The sequence below is a fragment of the Corynebacterium sp. c3Ub_189 genome, assembly GCF_039907195.1.
Classification (GTDB): Bacteria; Actinomycetota; Actinomycetes; order Mycobacteriales; family Mycobacteriaceae; genus Corynebacterium.
On sequence record NZ_JASBOF010000006.1, the window covers coordinates 36,148 to 59,944 of the forward strand.

The 23,797-nt window shown below is 57.6% G+C and carries 16 protein-coding genes, 3 tRNA genes and 1 pseudogene; 12 read left to right on the forward strand and 8 right to left on the reverse strand.

The features are described from left to right. Nucleotides 1-9: 9 nt before the first annotated feature. On the reverse strand, nucleotides 10-2,388 hold the full coding sequence (locus QKD99_RS04385) for a choice-of-anchor M domain-containing protein (protein WP_347950814.1): 2,379 nt from the start codon (nucleotides 2,386-2,388) through the stop codon (nucleotides 10-12). Between the two features lie 234 nt (nucleotides 2,389-2,622). Between QKD99_RS04385 and gltX the strand changes: the two genes are divergently transcribed. From gltX to QKD99_RS04405, 4 genes are all read left to right on the forward strand, one after another. Continuing rightward, a complete protein-coding gene (gene gltX, locus QKD99_RS04390) occupies nucleotides 2,623-4,116 on the forward strand; it encodes a glutamate--tRNA ligase (protein ID WP_347950848.1) in 1,494 nt (497 codons plus the stop codon). Nucleotides 4,117-4,353: 237 nt separating this feature from the next. Then, nucleotides 4,354-4,425, forward strand: a tRNA-Gln gene (locus tag QKD99_RS04395). Between the two features lie 39 nt (nucleotides 4,426-4,464). Continuing rightward, nucleotides 4,465-4,537, forward strand: a tRNA-Glu gene (locus QKD99_RS04400). Between the two features lie 669 nt (nucleotides 4,538-5,206). Beyond that, nucleotides 5,207-5,282: transfer RNA gene (locus QKD99_RS04405), tRNA-Glu, on the forward strand. A 425-nt stretch (nucleotides 5,283-5,707) separates the two neighbouring features. Here QKD99_RS04405 and QKD99_RS04410 read toward each other — a convergent pair. From QKD99_RS04410 to QKD99_RS04425, 4 genes are all read right to left on the reverse strand, one after another. Next, nucleotides 5,708-7,915, reverse strand: coding sequence for a YhgE/Pip domain-containing protein (locus QKD99_RS04410; RefSeq protein ID WP_347950815.1), 2,208 nt, complete (start codon nucleotides 7,913-7,915; stop codon nucleotides 5,708-5,710). 3 nt (nucleotides 7,916-7,918) lie between these two features. Continuing rightward, entirely contained in the window at nucleotides 7,919-10,528 is a 2,610-nt protein-coding gene (locus tag QKD99_RS04415; RefSeq protein WP_347950816.1) for a YhgE/Pip domain-containing protein, read from the reverse strand. A gap of 258 nt (nucleotides 10,529-10,786) precedes the next feature. Further along, the gene (locus tag QKD99_RS04420) at nucleotides 10,787-11,080 is read right to left on the reverse strand and encodes a hypothetical protein (protein WP_234447205.1); all 294 of its coding nucleotides are present in this window, start codon (nucleotides 11,078-11,080) and stop codon (nucleotides 10,787-10,789) included. A gap of 184 nt (nucleotides 11,081-11,264) precedes the next feature. Beyond that, nucleotides 11,265-11,948, reverse strand: a complete 684-nt coding sequence (locus QKD99_RS04425; RefSeq protein WP_347950817.1) for an IclR family transcriptional regulator — start codon at nucleotides 11,946-11,948, stop codon at nucleotides 11,265-11,267. 52 nt (nucleotides 11,949-12,000) lie between these two features. Here QKD99_RS04425 and leuC point away from each other — a divergent pair, with 52 nt between their 5' ends. Together leuC and leuD are read left to right on the forward strand one after the other, a co-directional pair. Next, entirely contained in the window at nucleotides 12,001-13,422 is a 1,422-nt protein-coding gene (leuC, locus tag QKD99_RS04430) for a 3-isopropylmalate dehydratase large subunit (RefSeq protein WP_347950818.1), read from the forward strand. A gap of 21 nt (nucleotides 13,423-13,443) precedes the next feature. After that, nucleotides 13,444-14,034: a 3-isopropylmalate dehydratase small subunit gene (leuD, locus tag QKD99_RS04435; protein WP_005323303.1), complete on the forward strand. Its 591-nt coding sequence runs from the start codon at nucleotides 13,444-13,446 to the stop codon at nucleotides 14,032-14,034. A 94-nt stretch (nucleotides 14,035-14,128) separates the two neighbouring features. Here the strand turns inward: leuD and QKD99_RS04440 are convergent. Further along, nucleotides 14,129-15,350 (reverse strand): annotated as a pseudogene (locus QKD99_RS04440) (IS3 family transposase); the annotation flags it as partial. Between the two features lie 328 nt (nucleotides 15,351-15,678). Between QKD99_RS04440 and QKD99_RS04445 the strand changes: the two are divergent. Beyond that, complete coding sequence (locus QKD99_RS04445) at nucleotides 15,679-16,557, forward strand: hypothetical protein (protein ID WP_347950819.1); 879 nt, start codon at nucleotides 15,679-15,681, stop codon at nucleotides 16,555-16,557. 104 nt (nucleotides 16,558-16,661) lie between these two features. On the opposite strand, the gene QKD99_RS04450 is transcribed toward QKD99_RS04445, so the two are convergent. Further along, nucleotides 16,662-17,660 carry a bifunctional NUDIX hydrolase/histidine phosphatase family protein gene (locus QKD99_RS04450; RefSeq protein ID WP_200435224.1) on the reverse strand — a complete coding sequence of 333 codons (999 nt, stop codon included), beginning with the start codon at nucleotides 17,658-17,660 and terminating at the stop codon, nucleotides 16,662-16,664. A 161-nt stretch (nucleotides 17,661-17,821) separates the two neighbouring features. On the opposite strand from QKD99_RS04450, the gene QKD99_RS04455 reads away from it, so the two are divergent. Together QKD99_RS04455 and QKD99_RS04460 are read left to right on the forward strand one after the other, a co-directional pair. Further along, a complete protein-coding gene (locus tag QKD99_RS04455) occupies nucleotides 17,822-18,820 on the forward strand; it encodes an NAD(P)H-dependent glycerol-3-phosphate dehydrogenase (RefSeq protein WP_347950820.1) in 999 nt (332 codons plus the stop codon). A gap of 22 nt (nucleotides 18,821-18,842) precedes the next feature. Beyond that, the gene (locus tag QKD99_RS04460; protein WP_347950821.1) at nucleotides 18,843-19,904 is read left to right on the forward strand and encodes a D-alanine--D-alanine ligase family protein; all 1,062 of its coding nucleotides are present in this window, start codon (nucleotides 18,843-18,845) and stop codon (nucleotides 19,902-19,904) included. A gap of 13 nt (nucleotides 19,905-19,917) precedes the next feature. Here QKD99_RS04460 and QKD99_RS04465 read toward each other — a convergent pair whose 3' ends face one another. Next, nucleotides 19,918-20,817, reverse strand: coding sequence for a DUF3515 domain-containing protein (locus QKD99_RS04465; RefSeq protein ID WP_347950822.1), 900 nt, complete (start codon nucleotides 20,815-20,817; stop codon nucleotides 19,918-19,920). Between QKD99_RS04465 and QKD99_RS04470 the strand changes: the two genes are divergently transcribed. The 3 genes from QKD99_RS04470 to QKD99_RS04480 are packed head-to-tail and all read left to right on the forward strand — an operon-like array spanning nucleotide 20,765 to nucleotide 23,797. Then, nucleotides 20,765-21,802, forward strand: coding sequence for a thiamine-phosphate kinase (locus tag QKD99_RS04470; RefSeq protein WP_347950823.1), 1,038 nt, complete (start codon nucleotides 20,765-20,767; stop codon nucleotides 21,800-21,802). The genes QKD99_RS04465 and QKD99_RS04470 overlap by 53 nt on opposite strands. 2 nt (nucleotides 21,803-21,804) lie before the next feature. Continuing rightward, nucleotides 21,805-22,443, forward strand: a complete 639-nt coding sequence (locus QKD99_RS04475; RefSeq protein ID WP_347950824.1) for a uracil-DNA glycosylase — start codon at nucleotides 21,805-21,807, stop codon at nucleotides 22,441-22,443. Nucleotides 22,444-22,453: 10 nt separating this feature from the next. Continuing rightward, nucleotides 22,454-23,797, forward strand: coding sequence for a DAK2 domain-containing protein (locus QKD99_RS04480; protein WP_347950825.1), 1,344 nt, complete (start codon nucleotides 22,454-22,456; stop codon nucleotides 23,795-23,797).

Consider the following 23,797-nt stretch of genomic DNA (forward strand, 5'->3'; position numbering starts at 1 on the left):
TGGGGTGGGTTAGAACTTGAGGCCGAAGCGCCGGCGGATGAGGTCTTCGTTATCGCGGAAGAAGTTATAGAAGGCCTTGAAGACCACCACGAGGACCGCTGGGAGGACTAAGCTCCACGGGCTTAACGAGGATCCCGTTGGCTCTTCGGGCTTAGCGGCATCGTCCGGCTTCTCGGTCGGCCTCTCGCTGGGGGTCTCGCCCTCGGACTCGCTCGGCCTGCGGGAGGAACAAGAATCTAGGGTTTTATCGCCCACGGCAAAGGTCAGAGTTTGCGGCTCGGACTTAAGTTCCTTGCCGTCCTTCCCCGTGGCCGTATAGGTGGCCTCGAAGGTATAGACACCGGGCTTGGAAAAGGCCCAGTGCGTGTGGGTGTGGGCCGGAAAGTTGGTTTCGATGGTGTAGTCCTCGGCTGCGGAGTTCGCCAAGACCGAAAAGCCCTTGCCATGGGAGGCGTCGATAAAGGCGCCCCACTCGGCCCCGTCTGGGGTAGAGGTGGGCTTCAGGTTGAGGTTGACGGCATTGTCTTTGGTCGCGGAATAATCCAAGTCCTGAGTGTTATAACCCGGCCAGATAATGTGTTGATTCTGTGTCTGCGGCAGGTGATAGAAGCGCTCACCGGGTTTTCCGAGGAAGTCGAACTCCTTGCCCGCAAGCTTCTCGTTGCGCCGGGTGAGCGCATTATCGTGTACGCCGAGCACCACGTCATCAAGTTTGCGGTCGACAGACTTCTTATCCACCTGTGCCGTGTCATCGCGCAGAACGGTACTAAAGCCGCCCTCGGCAGGTTGAGCCTTGATGTCCACGTGCCCACGGTCCAGTAGGTATTTCTCGCTGCACTGGTGCGCGTCGGCTTCCGCTTCATTTGCGCCAGGCTGCGGCGCCTGCGAAGGCGAGTCTTCCTTGCCGGGAGTGGTGTCCGGTTCCTCATTGGAAGTGGAGAACCGCCCCGTGGTTTCGTAGTTTTCGTCGAAGGCAAAGGACTCGGTAATCACGCTGCTTGCATGCCCGGCCTTCACGGTGGAATGAGGAAAGAGATTGACCTTTGCATAGGAGCCCGTGAAGTATTCGCCCTCGTCAAAGGCAACCTCGCCGTGCCCATTGGTAATGGGAGTTTCAAGATCCACGGTGGGGTATTTAGAATCCTTGGCATCATAAAGACCGCCGGTGAGAAGGCCGTTGAAGTTCTTATCCTCGGTATCGACCACGATCTTGGTGCCACCCTTGCCCTGCTTGCGCATCCGGATGGTATAGCCCAGTTCCTGCAGCTCGGTTTCCTGGGTAGGGGCAAGCTGGCGCGGGTGGGAGGCTTCCTGCCACATCTCGGCGGCAGAAGAAGAATCTGTCTGGACGGACGCGCCGGGCTGGACATCAAGGGGGCTAGAAATCCAGCGCGGGGCATCACCCTCCGGGGTAAATACGGCCTGCACCTGGGAAGGCTCTGGCCCCATGTACTCGTCCCACTGCGCGCGGCCGTTCTTAACGGGGAGGTCGGTGAGGAAGTAGCCGTCGATAAGCAGCGTCAGGGTACCCTGCGCCTTATTTTTAGCGTCGAAGGAAATAGTGGTGAGCTTGTCATCGCCGTCTTTTTCGGTATTGCGCTTAGGGGCCATGCGTAGGCTGTAGCCGGCAGCGGCGGCGTCGCCAGTCGCGGACTGGGCAAAGCGTTCCTGCAGGCTTGGAGTCTTCTCATTCTTGGGCTTCTGGCCGCCTACTTGAACCGTTGTGGTCTGCGGTTCATTGGCGATGAGCCGGCCGTCTTTGCCGCGCGCACTGGTGCGGTAGGTCAGGCGGTAACGGCCGGGCTTGGTAAACAGCGTGGAGTTGTGAGTGTGCGTGCCGGCAACGAGATAGGCCGAATGCGGTGAATCAGGGAAGGAGCCGAGCATACGGTGCAGCTGGGTTCCGTCCTCATCATCTTTATTGGTGAAAAGCTCGACCTCGCCGGGGCCATCAACGCTTAGCAAGTCGAGGAAGGCTATGCCATCGCGGAATTTGTCAGTGGGCAGGGAGGTATCGGCGCCAAAGCCCAACCAGATGGGTGAAGTATTGCCGGACACTTGGTGCGGTGCGGTGTAGTACGTGGTGCCGGGCGCCCCAATATAGTCCTGAGTGCCATTTTTCGGCAGCGTATAGAGGAACTGGTTGTGGCCGTCCATAGCGCTGTAGCCCCTGCCCACCCAGGCGACGGTGTCTGCGATCGGCGGTTCCTGGCCGCCAAATTCAGACTTCAGCACGAAGTCGTTGTTTTCCCAGAAAGACTTAGGGGAGTCAACATGGGTATCGGTGGCAATGTGCTTGCCATCATCGGGGCCGGCGACGGCCGTGGCGGGCGTGATAAGCGCTAGAGTGCTGAGCGCGGCAAGGAAGCGGATGTGTGGGGAAGCCACTGTTGGGGAGGCCTTTCTACAGTTCTCATAAGTCCATCAGAAACTATAGAAAATGAATTTCATAAACTGTTAGTGGTAATGGAAGCGGTTTTCACTGACCTGTGTATTTCTGCTGAAATTCATTTCCATCTACCCCTATTTGTGTGTAGGTGCACACGGAAAGTGTCCCCGCGCGCCGGGGTGGTGTGGGGTCGCTTTGGGCTGGTGCGGACTGGGATTGCGACCTCCACTACGATGGTGGGCATGACTGAAGTACGCGTTAGATTCTGTCCGTCCCCAACCGGTACGCCGCACGTCGGCATGGTGCGCACCGCGTTGTTCAACTGGGCCTACGCCCGCCATACCGGCGGCAAGCTGGTATTCCGCATCGAAGACACCGATGCCGCCCGTGACTCCGAGGAGTCCTACCAGGCCATCATTGATTCCCTGACCTGGCTTGGCCTGGGCTGGGATGAAGGCATCAATGTTGGCGGCCCGCACGAGCCTTACCGACAGTCCCAGCGCATGGACATCTACAAGGAGGTCCTAGACAAGCTTATCGACGGCGGATTTGTCTACCCGGCATACTCCACGGCTGAAGAGGTAGAGGAGCGCCACAAGGCGGCCGGCCGTGACCCGAAGCTGGGCTATGACAACTTTGACCGCGATCTCACTAAGGAGCAGATCGACGCTTTTGAGGCCGAAGGTCGCAAGCCTGTCTGGCGCCTGCGCATGCCGGAGCAGGATTGGACCTGGACCGACCTGGTGCGCGGGGAGATGACCTTCAAGTCTGAGACTCAGCCGGACTATGTGGTGGCTCGCTCCAATGGTGCGCCCCTCTACACTCTGGTTAACCCGGTCGATGACGCCCTGATGCGCATCACCCACGTGTTGCGTGGTGAGGACCTGCTTTCTTCTACTCCGCGTCAGCTCGCGCTTTACGACGCCCTTAAGAAGATTGGCGTTGCCGAGTTCACCCCAGAGTTTGGCCACCTGCCCTTCGTGATGGGCGAGGGCAATAAGAAGCTGTCTAAGCGCGACCCGCAGTCCAACCTGTTTAATCACCGCGATAACGGCATCATCCCTGAGGGCATGCTCAACTACCTGTCCCTGTTGGGCTGGTCCCTGTCCGCGGACCAGGACATCTTCAGCATGGATGACTTGGTAGAAAACTTCGACGTCCACGACGTGCTGGGTAACCCCGCGCGCTTTGACCAAAAGAAGCTCGAGGCCATCAACGCGGACCACATCCGCCAGCTGGACCCAGAAGAATTCGCCTTCCGTCTGCGCAACTACTTGACCGAGTACACGGATTTCCCGGCTGACTATGACGGTGAGAAGTTCGCCTTCGCCGCTGACCTTGTACAAACCCGCATCAAGACTCTGTCTGATGCCTATGGCCTCATGAGCTTTTTGGTGACCCCGGATGCCGACCTAAAGCTCGATGAGAAGGCGGCGAAGAAGAACCTCAAGGAAGAGGCCATTCAGCCGCTCGAGGTGGGTATCGAGACCCTCGAGGGCGTTGCGGAGTGGAAGACCGAGAATATCGAGGCGGCACTATCCAAGTCCCTTATTGAAGATCTCGAGCTGAAGCCCCGTAAGGCCTACGGTGCACTGCGCGTAGCTATTTCCGGCGCCCAGGTTTCCCCACCGCTCTTTGAGTCCATGGAGCTGCTGGGTAAGGAGTCCACCCTGGCCCGCCTTCGTGCGGCCCGTGAGGTGACTCCCTACGTGCCGGCGGCACAGTAGGAGGAGTGCCTCCCGTAAGGCGGCGATAGATATTTAGTCCCGCCCTTCGATGCGGCGAATGACAGCTGAACTACAGCGCTGTCATTCGCCGCATTTTATTAACCTTCTACTGGCCTGAAAATGCGTTGTGTGCTGGCGATTTGGCAGTTTACGCGATGATCATTATAGTTATTACACGTTGCAGCGAGCAAGGGAGAACGGCCGAAAGGCAGTAAGCTTCCAAAGCAAGTTAGCAAATGGCCTATGGTGTAATTGGCAACACAGCGGTTTCTGGTACCGCCATTCTAGGTTCGAGTCCTGGTAGGCCAGCAGTGAAAATGCTTTAAATGGCAGGCTCACTAGTTCTATGCCCCGTTCGTCTAGCGGCCTAGGACGCCGGCCTCTCACGCCGGTAACACGGGTTCAAATCCCGTACGGGGTACAAAGACCTCCAGCCTAAAGGCTGGAGGATTTTTCATATCTGGGGCAATGTCTTTTTCTTGCGTCATCTTTTTTGGCGTCAGTATGGGGTGGGGCCACGGCGCAAGCGTAACTGGTTATAACCTACCTCCAGACCATTAGCCTTATCTGCGCAGGCCGCAGCCTGCTGCCAATGAGACCAGGGTTAAGACCGCCGCGAAGTTGTGCAAAACCCTTCCTGTCCTGCACGTGCAGGCATAGACTGAAAGTACAGCAAAAAACAAACAGAAAGGAGAGCGGGTGACAGAAAGCGAAACGCACCACAGCCAAGGCGCACAGCCCGAAAGCACAGCCAGGTAGTAACGCTATAATCCACAACTTCCTTCCCATCAACGTTTGTACGAAGTATAGGAGCCTGCAGCATATGCACTTCGACGCACAGCGCCATCCCGAGTCCTACTAGCACAGCGTTCTCGGCCACTGACTATCCACAGATTGCTTGCGGAATAGCCACTGATTCGATCCGCACCTCGGCCACGAAGAACCCTCACTGTAGTACCGGACTCGGGAATTTTTGCGTTTTCCTTCGCCTGCCCTCAAAACCGGCCTTGACCGCGCGATTTGTGCTGAATTAACCCATCGTTTACTCTTAACAAGTCCGCAACGCACAGTGTGCGATTGCTGCGAACGCGCCCCGTTCGTCTAGCGGCCTAGGACGCCGGCCTCTCACGCCGGTAACACGGGTTCAAATCCCGTACGGGGTACCAACGGAAAGCTGCGAGCCACATGGCTCGCAGCTTTTTCTTTGCCTAAGACCTGTGCGGTCTAGCGGCATGTAGGACAGGCCTCGATGTCCGAAGGTTAACCGTCCTACCGACGGGACGGTATGGGAGCTGAGGTAAAGCGGGACGCAGACTCCCGTAGCGGTCCTTCAGTAAGGGCTCAGGTGGGCCGTAAGTGGCTACGCGCCCGAAAGCAGCATTCGAGGGAATCCCTTAAGCAGGAATCTAGACCTAGCGATAGGAAGGGCATCCGAGTCCTTGTTAGCGGATGGATATGCGGCTTTCTCAGCCGCTTCTAGGTCTTTCGGGCACTAGCGTGGGACCCGACCATGAAAGAAGCCCACCAAGCCGTGAAAAGGGCTTGGTGGGCGGTGTAGGAAGGGCGGAAGGGGAGACGTCGCCAAGCGCGGCTACGCCATTACCTTCGTCTTCTTAATCGCCTTCTTGAGGCGCTTGTGATAGGCATCCATGGCGCGGCGGAGAATGAGGCCGACGATGAGTGCAGGGATGGTAAATAGCAATAGCATGCCCAACTCGCGCCATATATCGCCGTGGTAGATGCCCGCAATGGCGCTGCGGAAAGCATCAATGGCGTACGTCGCTGGCAGCCACGGGCTCACGTTCTGGAACCATTCAGGCAGCAGAGGCAGCGGGTACGCGCCGCCGGAGCCAGAGACTTGTATCACGAGCAACAACACCGCCAAGGCCTTGCCGGCACTATCGAGTGTGATGACAAGTGAATAGATGATCAACATAAACACCAGCGAGACTATCCATGCGGCAAACATGAGCATGAATGGGTGAGCGGGCTCGATCTGGACGAAGAAGATGAGGCTGAGAACCACCAAGGTGGCCTGCGCGAGGCCGACCAGGCCGAGTGTGGCAAAGCGGCCGAAGAACGCCTGACCACGGGTGAATTCGCTCTCGTCGTACTTTCCGTTTTCGTCCTTGCGCAAGTATTTACGCTCGGCGTTGGTATGCACCAACACGCATGCCAGAAGGGCGCCTACCCATAGCGACAAGGTGAGGTAGAACGGCGTCATACCCACGCCAAAGGCAGCGACAGGGTAGACCGGCTGGCGGTCTACAGTCACGGGAGCGGCGATGCGAGAGGCAAGCAGTTCTGGATCGTTGCCGACGATATCCGCTAGCTTGTCCAAATCGCCGCCACGGCGCGCCTCGTCGATCTTGCGGCCCATGTCTGCAAAGCGGCCGCTTTGCTCCCGCAGGGTGCCGGCAAGGCCGGCAGTGGTATCGCGGGCGCGCGCCAGGCTTTGCTGTGGCGACCCCTCATCCTGGGAAACCGAAGAGCGAATGCCTGCGATGTCCTGCTTGACAGCATCAATATCGTCCGCGACCACCGAGACGCTCTGGTTGAGCTGATCTAGCTGCGGTTTGAGGTTCTCGTTATAGGAATTGCGTGCCTTTTCAGCAGCCTGCTTGGCATTGGCGATGGCGTCCTTGGTGCGCTGGCGGGAGTCTTGGGACGTGCCACGGCCTTGCTCAAGGTCAGCGGCGGTAGATGCCAATGAATCATGCAGTGCGTTGCTCTGCGCAATGGAGGCATCAATCTGGCCCATCATCGCCTTATATCCACCCGCGACTGGAGCTGGTAGAGCTACCTTATCGGCTTGGTCCTTGATGGAAGCGCGAACTCCCTCAAAGGCCTTTGTCTGCTCGTCTACACGCTCAGCTGCGGTGCGGTAAGTCTGTGCCGTTTGTGCGCTGGTGGTGCTTGCATTAGTGAGCAACTCATCGACTTGAGCAGAGAGTGCATCGTAGCTTTGCGTTGTAGCCGCCAAGGAAGCGTCTAGCGAACCAGCCGAGTCATTGAGGGTAGAGCGCAGAACGTCGATGGGGTTTTCGCCTTGGGCATTGTCGGTCTCCGTAGCCTGGCGGCCAGCCTCGGCGAGGATATTGTCCGCAGCCTGCGTAAGCGGCAGGGTGGAATCGACCAGATTGCTTAGTGCACCTACGGTGCCAGCCGCAGCATCGAGGCGAGTGCTGACGTTATTGACGCGATTGTGCAGGTTATTGAGTGCAGTCTGGGTATCGTCCTCATTGAGGTATTTATCAAAATCCGAGACGACGCCAAGGCCGACATTGGATACCACACGGGTGAAGGACTCGTCGATTTTCTGGATGACGCCGTCCGCACTCTTTTGCGTGATGGTGGTAGACAGCGCGTTCTTCTTCTCATTGGTATAGAGGTTGAGCTTGCTTGGCTCGGTTCCTTCTACATAAAACGTGAGCAAGTCCGCGCTGAAGTCCTTGGGCAGAACAATGCCGGCATAGTATTCGCCAGACTTTGTTCCTTCAACTGCATCGGCGCTATCAGTAATGACCCAATCGATATCGTGATTGCGGCTGAGCTGTGAGAGTACCTCATCGCCCAAATTAAGCTTCAGGGAGGCGAGGTCGCTTTCGTGGCCTTCATCCTCGCTGGCCACAGCAATCTTGAGCTGGTTGGTATTAGCAAAGGGATCCCAGCTAGCCAGCACGTTGAAGGAGGTGAAAAGCAACGGGATGATGGCAAGGCCAAAGATGATGACCGCGGTCATTACATTGGTGCGAATGGCGTGGAGGTCATCGCGGAGAATGGTCAGGATGTTTTTCATGACTTACTCGCCTCCCTTTCCGGAGTCATCGCCATCAACGGCGGGCATTTCCTTGGTCTCGCTGGCATTAGAAGGCGTGGATTCCTCGTCTAAGTCCTCGAGGAGGTAGCGGTTTGGATTTTCCTGTTGGTGCTCGAGGTGCTCCTGGATTTCCTCATCGCTGAGATCCGCCAGGCGGTTATCGTGCGCGATGCTCTGCTTGACGTACTCAAGGGAGCAGATAACCCCCACCGCAATGAGCGTCACCAGGCAGGCCAAGCCGAAGATGATGGCCTTTTCTTCAGGGTTAATGCGTGAGTAAATGCCCAGGGCGACAATCAACACTAGGCCTACCGCAACCGTAATCTTCATCAGCTGGGAGTAATTCCTGCGCGCCATGCTCCACTTATCCTCCAAGCTCTGTTGATACGCCTCGCGGTCATTCAAGGCATAGAGGAGGTCAGTAAAGCGGTACCGGCTGCCGACCAGATGGACCTGCTCATTGATAACGAGACCGCCCTTATGCAGTTCGTCATTGACCAGCATGTTGACGTTGGACAAGCCGCGGCGCATCACCGTACCGATGAGGTATGCGATCGCGGCCATGCCGATGAGCGCGGCAAGGTCGCGTGCATAGTGGTTGCCGTAGAAACCACCAACGGTCTCGCGCATAGCATCGATGCCGTAGGTAAAGGGCAGGAATGGATGTACCGCGCGGAAGAAGTCCGGCGTCATTTCAATGGGGTAGAGGCCAGATGCGCCAGGAATCTGGATGAAGGCGAAGACCACCGCGATGCCGCGGCCTACGTGTCCAAACGTAGAAACCAAGCTATAGGTAATGCTCAGGTAGCACAGGCCCACGATGACCGCGGTAGCGACGTAGGCCAGTGCGTTGGCATGTTCAACTCCAATGGCCAGGTTGCCGATGGACACGATGAGTGCCTGTGCGATGGCAAAGAAGGAAAGCAACAGGAAGCGGGCAAGGTAAGCCTTGGTAATGGTGAGGTTCTTGCGGCCCTGCGGGTCTACCTCAGCGCGGAAGATGATGAGCAGCATGAACGCGCCGATCCACAGCGTGAGGTTGATAAAGAGCGAGGACATGCCGGAACCATAGTGCTTTACAGGGAAGACGGCGTGGCTTTCCATCTCCGCAGGGGAGGCAAGGAAGGAAGACACCTCATCGGTGTTAAGGCCCTTGACAGACTGCAGGATGGAATTGTTATTGGCGGTATTGCTCAGCGCAATCACGTCGCTGCGGGAGGCACGAAGCCCCTCCTCAATACCGTCGAGGTCCACAGAAAAACGCTCAACTACTTGCTGGGCCTGGCTTAGCTGCTCGTCGACGCCGCCCAAGAGCCCATCGGTTTGCCCGACTAGTGCCTGCTGGCTTTCGAGTGAGGCGGATAGCTTGCCGGTGGTAGCGGTGACGTCGGAAAGCGCAGCATTGAGCTTAGGCAGGCCTTCGGCTACATCATCGCGTAGCGCATGGGAATCATCGCGCGTTTGGGCGGCCATCTTTTCCAACATGCCCGTGGTCTTATTGAGCGAATCGATGGTGTCGTTCGTATCGCCGTTGAGAGTATCTAAGTCACCGAGAACGGCCTTATTTTGATCGTTGCGTTCGCGGAGGTCTCCCACCTGATCCTTAATCTGCTGGGAAACCTGTGGTGGCAGGGCCGGTGAAGACGCAAGCTTTTCAAGCTGATCGATAGCCCGGTCAGCTTCACCGACGATTCCTGACGCGCCCGCAGATGCGGCACCTACGCGATTGAGTGCGCCGCGTAGTTTGCCGGAGACTGAGCCTACGGTGGCATTGGCGGAGGCAGTGCCGTCCGCCATGGCGGTCGTGCCTTCTACATAGGCGGCGGTGGCATCATCCGAGAAAGAAGTGACTTCTCGCTGGACCTCTGCAGTAATGGAGTTAAGTTCATCCAGGGCAGTCTGCGCATCGTCGACGGTCTTTTGTACCGTGCCCAAAGACTCGCGGGCTTGCGCGATCGTAGGGCGCGCATCCTCGATGGTGGAATGTACGTCAGCAAGCTGGCTGCGGGAGTTAGCTACCGTATCCGCGGTCTCCGAAAAAGAATCCGCGGTCTTGCTTGCGGTACTGTTAATCTTCTGGCTCAAATCGCCACCGGAGTTCTTTAGCTCCGTAGCCACCGAATCCGCTACCTGCTCATTGAAGGTCGAGCTGATGGTGGTGTCTAGTGTCGAAGCGCCAGTATCAGTAATCTTCGGTGCAATGGCATTGAGCTTCTCATTGACGTGATACTCCAGCGTGGGCTGAGAATAGGTACCTTTAAAAAGGCTCACGAAATCGGCTGAGAAGTCCTCGGGGACAATCACCGAGGCGAAGACGTCGCCCTTCTTAACGGCGTCTTCGGCTTCCTGCCTGTCCATGAACTGCCAGCCCAGCTTGTCATTGTCGTGCAGCTTGTCAATCATCTGCCCGCCAACGTCTAAGTGGCCGGTCATCTCCGAGGATGCGCCTTTGTCTTCATTAACTACGGCGACCTTGAGGTGTTCTGTGTTTCCGTATGGGTCCCAGAAACCGGAGATGTTTACCCAGGAATACAGGGCTGGGGTGATCATCAAACCGATGAGGATCACCCAGACCTGAGGGGTCCGCCACAAGCGGACAAAATCTTGGAGAAAAATCTTCCAACTAGTAATCACTCGAAGAACCGTAGCACCCAACCGGAAAGAACTAATAGTCTGACTGTCAGTTTTAACAGAAATGAGAGAGCGCGTCCTGTCGAGCTTGCAGATATGTTTCTGGTGTGAATTTCGGGGACGATTTCAGCGGTAGAGGTGGGCATAGAAAAGGCCGCCTGGGCCCTCAGTTCAAGGGACCTAGGCGGCAAGCACGTGGGGCTGGGCCCCGATAGGTGCTTAGTGCTCGTCGTAGTGATCGCCGTGTGCGGCGTGGCGGTGGCCGTCGTGCAGGTAGTCCACGTGGTCGCCGTGCGGGATCGCTACGTGGCCGCAGCCTTCACCATGGGTGTGGTCGGCGTGGGCCTCGGCTTCAACGTGCTCGGTGGTTTCGCACTCATCCCAGTGGCCATCATGCTCACGGTGAATGTGGCCCTCGTGGAGGTAGTCGGTGTGGTCGCCGTGTGGGAAGGAAACGTGGCCGCAATCGGCGCCATGGGTGTGGGTGTGGTCTTCGTGGGTGGTGTGGGTCATGATGTTTGATCCTCTCTGGTGGGGGACGTTCCCCGTTGTTTTCAGTGTGTTTTCATTAAACCGTATTTTCATTTCGGTTTCAATAGGTGCGAGCGCGTTTTACTGAATTTTCTGGTTCGGGAAATAAAAGGGTCCGCCTCCTTGGGGCTAGGTGGAGGCGGGCGTCGTAAAGCTAGGGAGGGCCTTAGAGGTGGTTGCTCAATTCGCGTGCGGCGAAAGTGAGAATGTCGGCGTATTTCTGGGCCGGGGAGGGGCGGAAGCGCTCGGCAGATCCGGAAATCGACAACACCGCGAGAAAGGTTCCGGAACTATCGAAAACCGGCGCGGAGATGGAGGCTAAGCCGGCTTCGCGTTCCTCAATAGACTCGGAATAGCCTTGGTTTCTGGCCGCCTCAATGTCTCCTTGGGTAAACGAGGCGTTATCGGTATTGATGTCTACATGTGCGGCAATGATGCGCGCGGCAGAGCCGGAGCTAAGCGGTAGCTGGCGCCCGACCGGCACGACGTTGTGGAGTCCGGATTCCGGCTCCCTGGAGGCAATGCAGGTACGGGTATTTCCGGTGACCTCGTAGAGCTGGATGGATTCTCCGGTATCTTCGCGCAGTTTCTCCATGATTGGCCCGGCTGCCTCGAGGAGGTGATCGCGGTTGCCGGGAAGGGCAGGGCCGGCCTTCCACTTCCCATCGGGGGTGCGAACGAGAATGCGGTGCGCTTCGAGTGCGGTGGCCAATCGGTGTGCTGTCGCTCGAGGTAGGCCCGTGGTTTCGCATAATTCATTGAGGGTGGAGGGGTGGTTGGCGGCGGCCATCATAATGGCCATTGCTCGATCCAACACCTTGATTCCGGAAACTGCGCTATACTCTCCCATACAATGAAATCTACGTCCCAACTTATGAGATTTCAAGTGTGGAGAGATGTTTATGAACCAGAAGCTGACATTGGCAGAAAAAGTGTGGCGCGATCACGTCGTCCAACACGGCGATGCTGGGGCGCCAGACCTTATCTTTATTGACTTTCAGCTACTACATGAAGTTACCAGTCCGCAGGCATTTGATAGCTTGCGGCTGGCCGGCCGCACGTTGCGCCACCCTGAGCTGCACTTGGCCACCGAGGACCATAACGTTCCCACGCAAGGCATCAAGTCCGGCAACCTCTTGGAAATCAAGGATGTGGTTTCGCGCACCCAGGTATCGACCCTGCGCAAAAATTGCGAGGGATTTGGAGTGCGCTTGCACTCTATGGGTGATGCCCAGCAGGGCATTGTGCACACAGTTGGCCCGCAGCTGGGAATCACCCAGCCGGGTATGACAATCGTGTGTGGCGACTCGCATACCTCCACGCACGGTGCCTTTGGTTCTATCGCCATGGGTATTGGCACCTCTGAGGTAGAACACGTCATGGCTACGCAGACGCTTTCTTTAAAGCCATTCAAAACTATGGCTATCGAAGTGACTGGCGAGCTGCAAGAGGGGGTATCTGCCAAGGACCTCATCTTGGCCATTATCGCCAAAATCGGTACTGGTGGCGGACAAGGTCACATCATTGAATATCGCGGTGAGGCCATACGCAAGATGTCCATGGAGGCGCGCATGACGATATGCAATATGTCTATTGAGGCAGGAGCCCGCGCCGGCATGGTTGCTCCCGATGGGACGACCTTCGAGTATGTCAAGGGCCGCGAGTTCGCTCCCACAGGAGCAGACTGGGATGCTGCGGTTGAGTATTGGAAAACGCTTCCCACGGACGAAGGAGCAGAATTCGATACCGTTGTGGAAATCGATGGCTCCTCGCTGACCCCATTCGTTACCTGGGGAACCAATCCTGGACAAGGCCTGCCATTAGGTGAGAGCGTTCCAGATCCAGAAGACTGCGGTGACGATAATGAAAAGGCTACCGTAGAAAAGGCCCTACAATATATGGACCTGCAGCCGGGAACTGCCCTGCGCGATATCAAAATAGATACCGTCTTTGTCGGCTCATGCACCAATGCTCGCATTGAAGATTTGCGCGCCGCAGCCGGCGTAGTCAAGGGCCGTACCATCGCTGAAGATACGCGGATGCTGGTAGTGCCGTCTTCAGCAGCCGTCAAGGCTCAAGCGGAGGAAGAAGGCCTAGATGAAATCTTCCGCCAGTTTGGCGCTGAATGGCGTACCGCTGGTTGCTCGATGTGCTTGGGGATGAATCCAGACCAATTGGCGCCGGGCGAGCGCTCCGCCTCCACCTCCAACCGCAATTTCGAGGGCCGTCAAGGTCCTGGTGGGCGCACACACCTAGTGTCACCCCAGGTGGCTGCCGCTACAGCCGTGACCGGATACCTGTCTAGTCCTGCTGACTTGAATTGAGCGCTAAGAAAGGCATTGACAATGGAGAAGTTTATTACCTATACGGGAACGGGCGTGCCCCTGCGCGCTTCCAATGTGGATACCGATCAAATCATCCCCGCGCGTTACTTGAAGTCGGTTAAGCGTACAGGCTTTTCTGAAGGGTTGTTTTCTAATTGGCGCTCCGATGACAGCTTCGTGCTCAACCAAGCGCAATTTAAAGATGGGTCGGTGCTTTTTGCAGGCAGTGATTTTGGCACCGGATCCTCCCGCGAACATGCAGTATGGGCGTTGAGTGAATACGGGTTCCGTGCCGTGTTTTCGTCCCGCTTTGCAGATATCTTCCGCGGCAACGCAGGAAAGTCCGGCCTTCTTACCGGCTTGATGGAACAAGAAGACATAGAGCTTATCTGGAAGCAGCTGGAGGCAGGAGAAACCCAGGTCACCGTTGACTTGGAGGCGCGAACGGTCACGGTGGGAGAAAATACCTACCGCTTTGACATCGATGACTACACCCGTTGGCGGTTGATGGAGGGACTCGATGACATTGGTATCACCCTCCGTAACGAGGACAATATTGCTGACTATGAAAAGCGACGCCCCGGCTTTAAGCCCTCTGTTATCGCCCCATAAATGGGAGCGCGGTTGGGGATGAACTTGCGCCAACACCCCTACAGTTCTTTCTAAAGAAGGTGAACTGGCCCCCGAAAGTTGGACTGGTTTAATTCTAGGCGGTTAGGGCTTCAAGGGTCTGATTTCGATATTGCATCGGGGTCAGGCCCTTGAGTCGTTGTTGGATGCGTTCGGTGTTGTACCACTGGATGTACTCGTCGATGGCCTGGTTGAACTCTGCGACGGTGTCGAAGACTTCTCCGTGGTACATCTCGGTTTTCAAGTGCCCGAAGAAATTCTCCATGACCGCGTTGTCGTAACAGTTGGCTTTACGCGACATTGACTGAACACCACCGTTGTCATGAATCAGGTTGCGCCAGGACGAATGCTGGTACTGGAAACCTTGATCGGTATGCATCATCCACCCAGGCTCAGGCGTACACGTTTTAATTGTCTTAGTTAAAGAATCGGCGGTAAACGCTGTCGACGGCGATGTAGCCACGGTGTGGGCAACGATTGAACGGTCGAACAGATCCATCACCGGTGACAGGTAGACCTTGCGGCCTGCGACCCTGAACTCGGTGACGTCGCTAACAAAGACGGTATTTGGCTTATCTGGGGTGAACTTGCGGTCAAGCGTGTTGTCGGCAATGTGGCTGATCGTCCCGTTATAAGAAACATATGGCCTGCGCCGGCGGACCTTGGCTCGAAGCCCCATTTCGCTCATGAGTTTGTAGACGAGCTTGTGGTTGACCACCCACCCCTGGTTGCGCAGGTCAAGTAGCACTCGTCGGTAGCCGTAGCGATGCTTGTTACGCTCGAAGCTTTCTAAGATCGCGTCTTTGAGCGCAGCGTGCTTATCCGGCTCGCTGAGTCGTTTCTGGTGGTAGAAGAATGTCGACCGTGCCATGCCGGCCGCATCCAAAAGGTATTGCAGACGATGCCGTGACTTGAGGATGACAATCGCCTGGACCTTCAGGCGTGTCCCTGATTCCTCAAGTCCCGCAATTTTTTTAGATATGCGTTTTCCGCTTCCAACCGCGCGATCTGGCGACGCAGCTTCGCTTCCTCCGAGAGCGGCTTCGGCGTGACCGAGCCTTTGGGCCTGCCCTTCGGCTTCGGTTTTAGTGCCTCATCGCCACCTTTACGCCATTTCCTCGACCATCCGCTGACCAGCTTCTCTGATGACAGGCCAAACTCGCGCGCAAGATTCATCGCTGTCTCACCAGCAAGGTGGCGTTGGACAACTTCCTTCTTGATTTCGAACGAATACTGCTGCTTAGTCGGTTTTTCCACAAGACATAGTCTGCCATGCAGCTTAAACCGACGACAAAGCATACGGGCGGCGTATGTGGAGACACCAAGAGCAGTAGCGGCGGCACGATAGCCCACGCCTTGCTCAAATAGTTCAACCAACTGCTCCCGCTGATGCTCACTCACCAAACTTCGAGCTCTCAATGAAAACTACTCCCCACTAATCGGAAACTGATTTCTCAGTCCAACTAATGGGGAGCAGTTCAAGGGGGCGGTGGGGGTGTTTTGCATTTGGGTATGAGTCTTGAGTACAAACCTTGGGGGAGCTGCGGGGGTAAAAATTGGTAACGTAAGAGTAACAATCACCTGCTCCAGTTTCCTGTAACAAAGTATGCCCCTAGCTTTAAATCTATGAGCAATCCCTATTCGAATAATAATTCCTTTAATTCAGGAAACAATGGTCGAGGTACTCCCGGACCTGCCAGTGAATCTGCGCCCTACGGAAACGGCGCGAACGGCCAACCAGGCTACGGGCAGCAGTACGGTCAGCAACAGTTCGGGCAACCCGGATACGCCGGAAGCACCTACCAAGGAGAAGATTCCCTTTTTGGTCGTGACGTAGACGCCATTCAGGTAATCGCGGATAGCTTCCGCTACTTCGGCCGCAATTGGGCGCAGTGGATTTTCGGTCCACTGGTGCAGATCGTAATTGTCTCCATTCTCTATTTGCTGTTGACCCTCGTCCTAGCAGGCAGCGGTACATCCATTGATGCCCTAGCCAATAGTGGCTCGGGTTCCGATGCCGCACTTACTGGTGGGTTAATTGCGGTAATGTTCTTAGCTATTATCGCCATGTTCCTAGTGTTTATTTGGTCCATTAGCACCTGGTACAAGGCTGCTAATAAACAGGTTGATACCGGGATGCTGGAGATAAAGGACTTTCTGAGCTTTAAAAATGTCGCCGGTCTCATGGCGGTGAATGTGCTTTCGTGGCTGGTTATTTCCCTGGGCTTCATTCTCCTGATTATTCCGGGACTCTTCGCCGCCTTCTTCTTTACTTGGATGCCGGCTGTTAAGGCCGTACGTCCTGAGCTATCCGTTGGCGAGACCTTTGGGGCTTCCATCGAGGTAGCGAAGAAGAATGTCGGAGTGACCATCTTGGTAGTCGTCCTGAGTGCCGTCCTGTACGTAGTGTTGAGCTTTACCCTAGTCGGCATGTTTGTGTACCCAGCACTGAACACCCTCATTTTGGTCCTCTTCGTCCGTCGCACGCTCGGCTTGCGCGGTTAGAAAACCCCGCAGCCGCACGATAGTTGCGCAAGTAAGGCCCTGCTCGTCCACCGCATGAGATGGAAGGCAGGGCCTTAATTGTTGGTCGGCGAGGAACCAGGAAACTAGCGCACCGGCAGTGGGCTAGCCAGGTAATCGGCACCGGTGAGCTCGCCATTGTTGAAAGACAAGACCCACACAGAAGCCTTCTTAAACTTCAGCTTGTCCACCGGCTTTTTCAGGAACTTTGGGGCGAGGTCCTCGATGATGCCAGGAATGGTGGCGCCCTGGCTTACGATGACGGGAACGCCGCCTTCGTTGACCACGCGGCGGAAAGCTTTCTTGGCTGCTTCTGGGTCGTTCTCCCAGGCCTCGTCGCCAAAGTTTTTGTTGATGGAAATGTCCTTGCCTAGTTCGTCGGCGAGCGGGGCAGCCGTCTGCTGGCAGCGCTGGGGCAAGGCTGAGTAAATCGCGGTGGGGTGGAAAGCACTCAGCATCGGCACCAGCATCTCTGCTTGGCGGCGGCCCTTCTTATCCAGTGGCCGCAGGTTGTCATCGCCTTGCCAGCTCACCCTCTCATGCGCGCGTGCGTGGCGCACATAGAGCACGCGGGTAGCGGGCGCGATGCGTAGGCGCTTAGCCGCCTTGGCCACTACCGCGGTATCAACGTCGTAGGACAGTAGGTCTTGCGCCTCGTCGATAGGCAGCCAGCGCAACTCATCGGTTTCACTATTGGCGGAATAGGTTCCGCCCAGGTACTTGGCCACCCAGTAGTAGACCACCTTAGTGCGGCCCTGGACTGGGTAAGTTACCTTGCCAATGAGCTTGCCCAGACGCACGCTAAATCCGGTTTCCTCCAGGATTTCCCGGGCTGCGGTCGTGGGCAGGGACTCGCCGGGATCGACCTTGCCCTTGGGCAGGGACCAATCATCGTAATGGGGGCGGTGGATGAGCGCGATCTCTGGGTCCTGCGGGGACCCGCGCCAGATTACGGCGCCGGCCGCAAGCGTAGTGCGGTGGAATTCCTTGGCGGGGTCCACCGGGATTTCCTGGTGGCGGCCGGAAATAAACTCCTCGTGCTGCTGATCCTTGTCGGTTTCGTGCATCTTTTTAATATTGGGCATCGTCTGCCTCCACGGGGCCTTTCCACAGTAATTGGGTTTATAAGAACAACGTCTAAGGGCCCATTGTCCCACGGGTAAGGCGCGTTGTGCATCCTCGCCCCACGGGGGACGGGCATGCTTTAAGGTTGGGGTTATAGATTTGCACGTTTGGAGGAGACACCATGGTTAATGTTGCCGTGATGGGTGCTGGTTCTTGGGGCACTACCTTGGCCAAGGTCTTTGCGGACGCCGGAAATGACGTTCGCCTGTGGGCGCGCCGCGCGGAATTGGCGCAGGCCATCAACGAGACCCACACCAATCCGGACTATTTGCCGGATACCCGGCTGCCGGCCGCAGTGAGAGCCACCGACAATGATGTGGAAGCGCTGGCGCTTGCCGACGTCGTCGTGTTCGGCGTTCCCTCCCAAACCTTGCGCGCCAACGTGGAAAAGTGGGCGCCGCACTTGCCGGAAGACGCCACCTTGGTCTCCATTTCTAAGGGTGTAGAGACCGCCACGCTCAAGCGCATGAGCGAGGTCATTATGGATGCGGCCGGCGTGCCAGCAGACCGCGTGGCGGTACTGTCTGGCCCGAACTTGGCCAAGGAGATCGCTGCCGGCCAAGTGGCCGCCACGGTGATTGCCTGCTCCGATGAAGACCGCGCTCAGCGCGTGCAAGCAGCGGTCGCCGCGCCGTACCTGCGGCCCTACACCAATAACGATGTTATAGGCGCGGAAATCGGCGGCGCCTGCAAAAACGTCATCGCCTTGGCCTGTGGTATCGCCTCCGGCAAGGGGCTAGGCAATAACACCATGGCCACCATCATCACCCGCGGTCTGGCGGAAATTACTCGCCTGGGCGTGGAGTTGGGGGCGGATCCATTTACTTTCTCCGGCCTCGCAGGCATGGGCGACTTGGTGGCAACATGCACCTCGACACTCTCGCGCAACCGCACCTTTGGCTACCGCTTGGGCCAAGGCGGCACGATTGAAGAGGCCAAGGCTGCGACCAATGGCCAGGTCGCGGAGGGCGTCTACTCCTGTGACTCCATCTATCGCCTCGCCCAGCAGGCCGGAGTTGAGATGCCTATCACGCACGCGGTTTATGGCGTGTGCTACGAGGGTATGGCGGTGGAAGATATGATCATCGCTTTGATGGGTCGGTCCAAGAAGTCGGAGTAGGTCGAGGGTAAAATCTGCGGGCATGACTGAAAAGACCCGCGTGGCCGTTATCTATGGCGGCCGTAGCACTGAGCACTCCGTATCCTGCGTATCCGCAGGCGCGATCATGAACCACCTGGACCCAGAGAAATTCGATGTGGCGCCCATCGGCATTACCCGTGAGGGCACGTGGACGCCCGGCACCACTGAGGGTTTAGAAATTGTCGATGGCGTTATGCCGGAGGTCAGCCCAGGTGCGGAACTGACCCTTTCTCTTGATCCCAATGCCAGGGGACAGTTCCACAACGTCACCGACGGCACGCTCTTCGCAGAGGTCGACGTGGTATTTCCCATTCTGCATGGCCCCTTTGGTGAGGACGGTACAGTTCAAGGACTCTTTGAGCTTTCCGGCCTGCCCTATGTAGGCCCAGGGGTCTTGGCTTCCTCGGTGGGTATGGATAAGGAATTTACCAAGAAGGTGCTGGCGGCCGCGGACCTACCAGTAGCGCCCGAGGTCATTCTGAAGGGTCGTACCGAGCTCAGCGAGGAAGAAAAGCAGCACCTAGGGTTGCCCGTCTTTGTAAAGCCCGCCCGGGGCGGATCATCAATCGGCGTATCCAAAGTGAATAGCTGGGAAGAATTCCCCGCAGCCGTCGACCTGGCGTTAGAAGATGACGAAAAGATCCTGGTGGAGCCGGAAATCGTAGGCCAAGAGGTAGAAATCGGCGTACTCCACTATGCCGATGGCACCTTGCTGGCCTCCGTCCCGGCGCTGCTTGCCGGTATCGATGATTCTGACGAGGGCTTTTATGGCTTTGACACAAAGTACCTCGACAACGTGGTCACCGCCGAAATCCCTGCGCCGTTCGCACCTGAGTTGACCGAGAAACTGCGCGACATGGCAATCCGCGCCTTCGAGGCCCTCAACTGTGAGGGCCTGTCCCGAGTCGACTTCTTCGTCACCGAGGACTCCGTGTACATCAACGAGATCAATACCCTGCCGGGCTTTACCCCGATCTCCATGTACCCGCAGGTGCTCGCGGCTTCCGGGGTGGAATACCCGGCACTACTTGAGGCGCTTATCGAGCAGGCCCTAGCCAAGTAGGCCTAAGCGCTGCCTACTTTTCGGTCGTGTGCTCTGCGAGCACGTCGCCGATTTCCACCAGTGCCGCCTGCGCGGCATCTTGTGGGGCGTGTAGCGCCAGGTAGTCCTCGCGGCCGAGGGCAAACCACGTGCCTGCGGTCGTGCCATGGGCCAAGGTGGTGTCCTCGAACCACGGAATATCGTTAACCTGCTGGAGCTTGACTCCGGCGCGATAGTTCTCCGGCTTGGCTACGCCGCATCGCGCGACGATGTCTTCGCGGCCATCGGCGCTCCACACATAGGTATTCTTTTCCTCTACCGTGCGGCGGTTGTATCCCTCAGCCACCGAATCGGGCAGGGCCTTTTCTACTTCGGCGCACATTTGGTCATTGCCCGCCTTGAGCGTCTTGAGTGGTGCCTCGTGGGCGGTGGCAGGCTTTTCTTCGAGGGACGAGAGGGCGTCGTTAAGCTCGCCCGGCTCTGCGTCAGTGGAGGCAGTGACCGCGACAATGGGGAAGCGCTGCGGCGTATACCAAGTGGTGAGGTTCGAGCCAGGGGTGGCATCGCGCACCTGGAACCACTGTTCGCCCTCTAGGTCCTGGGTCTGGGAGTACTCAGTGTATTGGAAAGGCATATCCACGCCACAGCGCACGGTGACCTTATCGTCTGAGGTAGTGGCCCAGGCCGCGACGCCCGAAGGCACGGGCTCGGCAATATCGGCACGTGGCTTATCCATGACCTGATCCGGAAGGGCGTCGATAAAGCTGCGGCAGGCTTGCGAGTCTGCCTCCTTAGACTCCACGGGGGAGACCGCCACGGGTGCTTTGGCGACGTTATTGAATACGTATTTTGCGCCGAAAAGGACCGCCAGAACCATCACTATGGACAACCCAAGTGAAATGAAGATCGCGGTGCGGTTAAATTGGGATGTCATAAGGGTTCATAGTATCGAAAGGAAGCTGGTGAACTTAACTCAGACTCTCGCAGATGTGGGAGAACGCGCCGCCATCCGGGAAATTACCTCCGTGGCCTCCAGTGGGCTCAATGGAGACGATGCCGCGGTACTGCCCAGTGCACCACCGAATTCCCGCACCGTCGCGGCCACCGACTTGATGGTGGAGGGACGTCATTTCCTGCGCGAGTGGTCTTCCCCGCGCGAGATTGGCAAGAAGGCCATCTTGCGCAACTTTGCCGATGTGGAAGCTATGGGTGCTCGACCGGTTGCCGCCCTCCTTGCAATCGCCGCGCCAGGCGATACCCCGGTGCCCTTCGTGCGCGGCATTGCCGAGGGAATCGCGGAGCATAGCTCTTTCTATAACGCCGAGTTGGTAGGCGGCGACCTTACGAAGTCCGATCTCTTGGTCATCAATATCACGGCCGTAGGCTTCCTCGGCGGCAGCCTTCCCGCCTTGACCTTGGACGGGGCGCGGGCCGGCCAGCAGGTGGTAGCGCACGGCAAGATCGGCCACTCGGCCGCCGGCTTGGCCTTGTTGGAGCGCTTCGGCCGGAACCTTCCTGCAGGACATGAGCACCTGCAGCCGCTTATCGACGCCCACTGTGCCCCCTGGCTCAACCCCGGCCGCGGCGTCATTGCCCGTGCCGCGGGGGTCACCGCCATGACCGATAACTCAGACGGGCTGATTCAAGACTGCACGACGATGGCCGAGCACTCCTGCGTACACATGGACTTGGATCCACAGGCCTTGCAACCGGAAGAATTGCTGTGCCAAGCCGCGGATCTACTCGACTGCGACCCGTGGGAATGGGTACTCAGCGGTGGAGAAGACCACACCCTCATCGGCACGACGGCAAAGGAAGCGCCCTCCGGATTCCGAAAGATTGGCACCGTAACCCGCGGCTGCGGGGTTACGCTGGGCGGCACGACACCGAGCTATCAGAAAGGCTGGCTGAGCTTTTAACCATGCATCCCACTTACCACCCTTCCTGGGAACCGGTGCTGGCGCCGGTAGTAGAAGAGCAATGGCCACAGATCTCCCATGCTCTTGAGGGGCAGGACTATTTGCCCCCGGCTGAGGACGTCTGCCGCGCGTTACAGATGCCGCTGGATGAGGTCCGCGTGCTCATCGTGGGTCAAGACCCTTATCCCACCCCAGGACACGCCATGGGCATGGCCTTTTCTACCCGTCCAGGCGTGAAACCACCGCGTTCCTTGGTCAATATTTACCGCGAGCTGCACGATGATCTGGGTATCAACGGCCGGGAGGATGGTGACCTGAGCGCCTGGGCGGACCAGGGAGTGCTGTTGCTTAACAGAGTACTTACCGTAGCCCCAGGCCAAGCCGGTTCGCACCGCCGAATTGGCTGGGAAGAGATCACCGAGGCTGCCATTCGCGCGCTCAACCGCAGCCCCATGGTCGCGATTCTCTGGGGCCGGGATGCGCAGGCGTGTGAGCGCTTTCTTCCCGACGTCCCCTGTATCAAGTCCCCGCACCCCTCACCGCTTTCTGCCAGCCGCGGCTTCTTTGGCTCGAAGCCCTTTTCCCGGGCAAACGCCCTTTTGCGGGACCAAGGCGCACAGGAAATAGACTGGCGCTTGTAAACTATTGCGCATGTCCTACCCCAGCACGCTGGATTCCCACGGAATGCGCAATTGGGCTACCCGCGCCGTGGGGGAATTAGCCCATCGCCGCGATGAGATCAACGCGCTCAATGTCTTTCCTGTACCGGATTCCGATACGGGCTCGAATATGGCGCACACCATGGAGGCAGCGGTTGCGGAGCTCGACAATGGCGGCGATGTCGCCGACTCCCTTGCACTCGGGGCGGTGCGTGGTGCCCGCGGGAACTCGGGAATGGTACTGTCCCAGGTTCTGCGCGGCGTGGCCGAGTCAACTGTGGACTCAGTTATCGACGGTGCTGTCTTTGCCCGCTCCCTGCAGCAGGCCGTGGAGCTGGTGGACCGAGCCATTGTCGAGCCGGTGGAAGGCACAGTTGTCACGGTCTTGAAGGCAGCAGCTGAGGCCGCCGATGACGCTGAAGCGCACACAGGCGCAACCTTGCACAGTATTGTCAGCGCCGCAATCGCTGCCGCGGAAGCGGCCCTCGAGCGCACTCCTTCGCAATTGCCAGCCCTGCGCGAGGCAGGAGTGGTGGATGCTGGCGGCGCCGGCCTCGTCATCCTCTTAGAGTCTCTGCTCGCAGAAATCGAAGGATCCACCGGGCACACAGGCCTGCCCGAAACGGAGCCGGAAACTGAACTGGAAGTGGTCTTTTTCTTCGAGGGAGATTTAGACACGCTGCAGGTAGCAATTGAACCGTTGGGAGACAGCCTCGTTATCGCTCGGGCCACCGAGGACAGCGCTAATGTACATATCCACTCCTGGCGGGCAGGCAGGGTCATTGAAACCGCCTTTGGTATAGGAAAGGTATCCAACCTGCACCTTGAGGTGTTGCCTGCTCACACCGAATCTGCCTCCGAAGCACCGATCGCTCGCCGGGTAATTGCTGCCGCACCGGCCGGGCCTATCAGCGATCTTCTGGCATCTGCGGGGGTGAGCGTTGTGTCACCGGATGATCCCATTGCGGCGGAAGAGGAGGACATCGTCCTTGCTACCGGTTTGAGTTCGGAGACCAGCGCCGGGCGAGTAGTGCCCGCGCAGTCTTTGGCTGCAGCTCTGGCTGCGATTTCCGTCTATGAACCGGATAACCCAGATACTGGTGCCGTCGTTGCTGCCATGCGCGATGCTGCCAAGTCCATGCGAGTGGCTTACCCCAGCCAGGAAACCCTGCAGTCAATCATTGCCACCTGCCGCGGTCTCTTGGCAGAAGGCGGCGAGCAGGTCACGGTCCTAAGCGCCCTTGACCTAGACCAGGAGGATCTAGCTCAACAGCTTCGCGTGGACGTCATGGCACTGAAGGTACCGGATATCGCAACCGAAATCGGAGTGGAATAG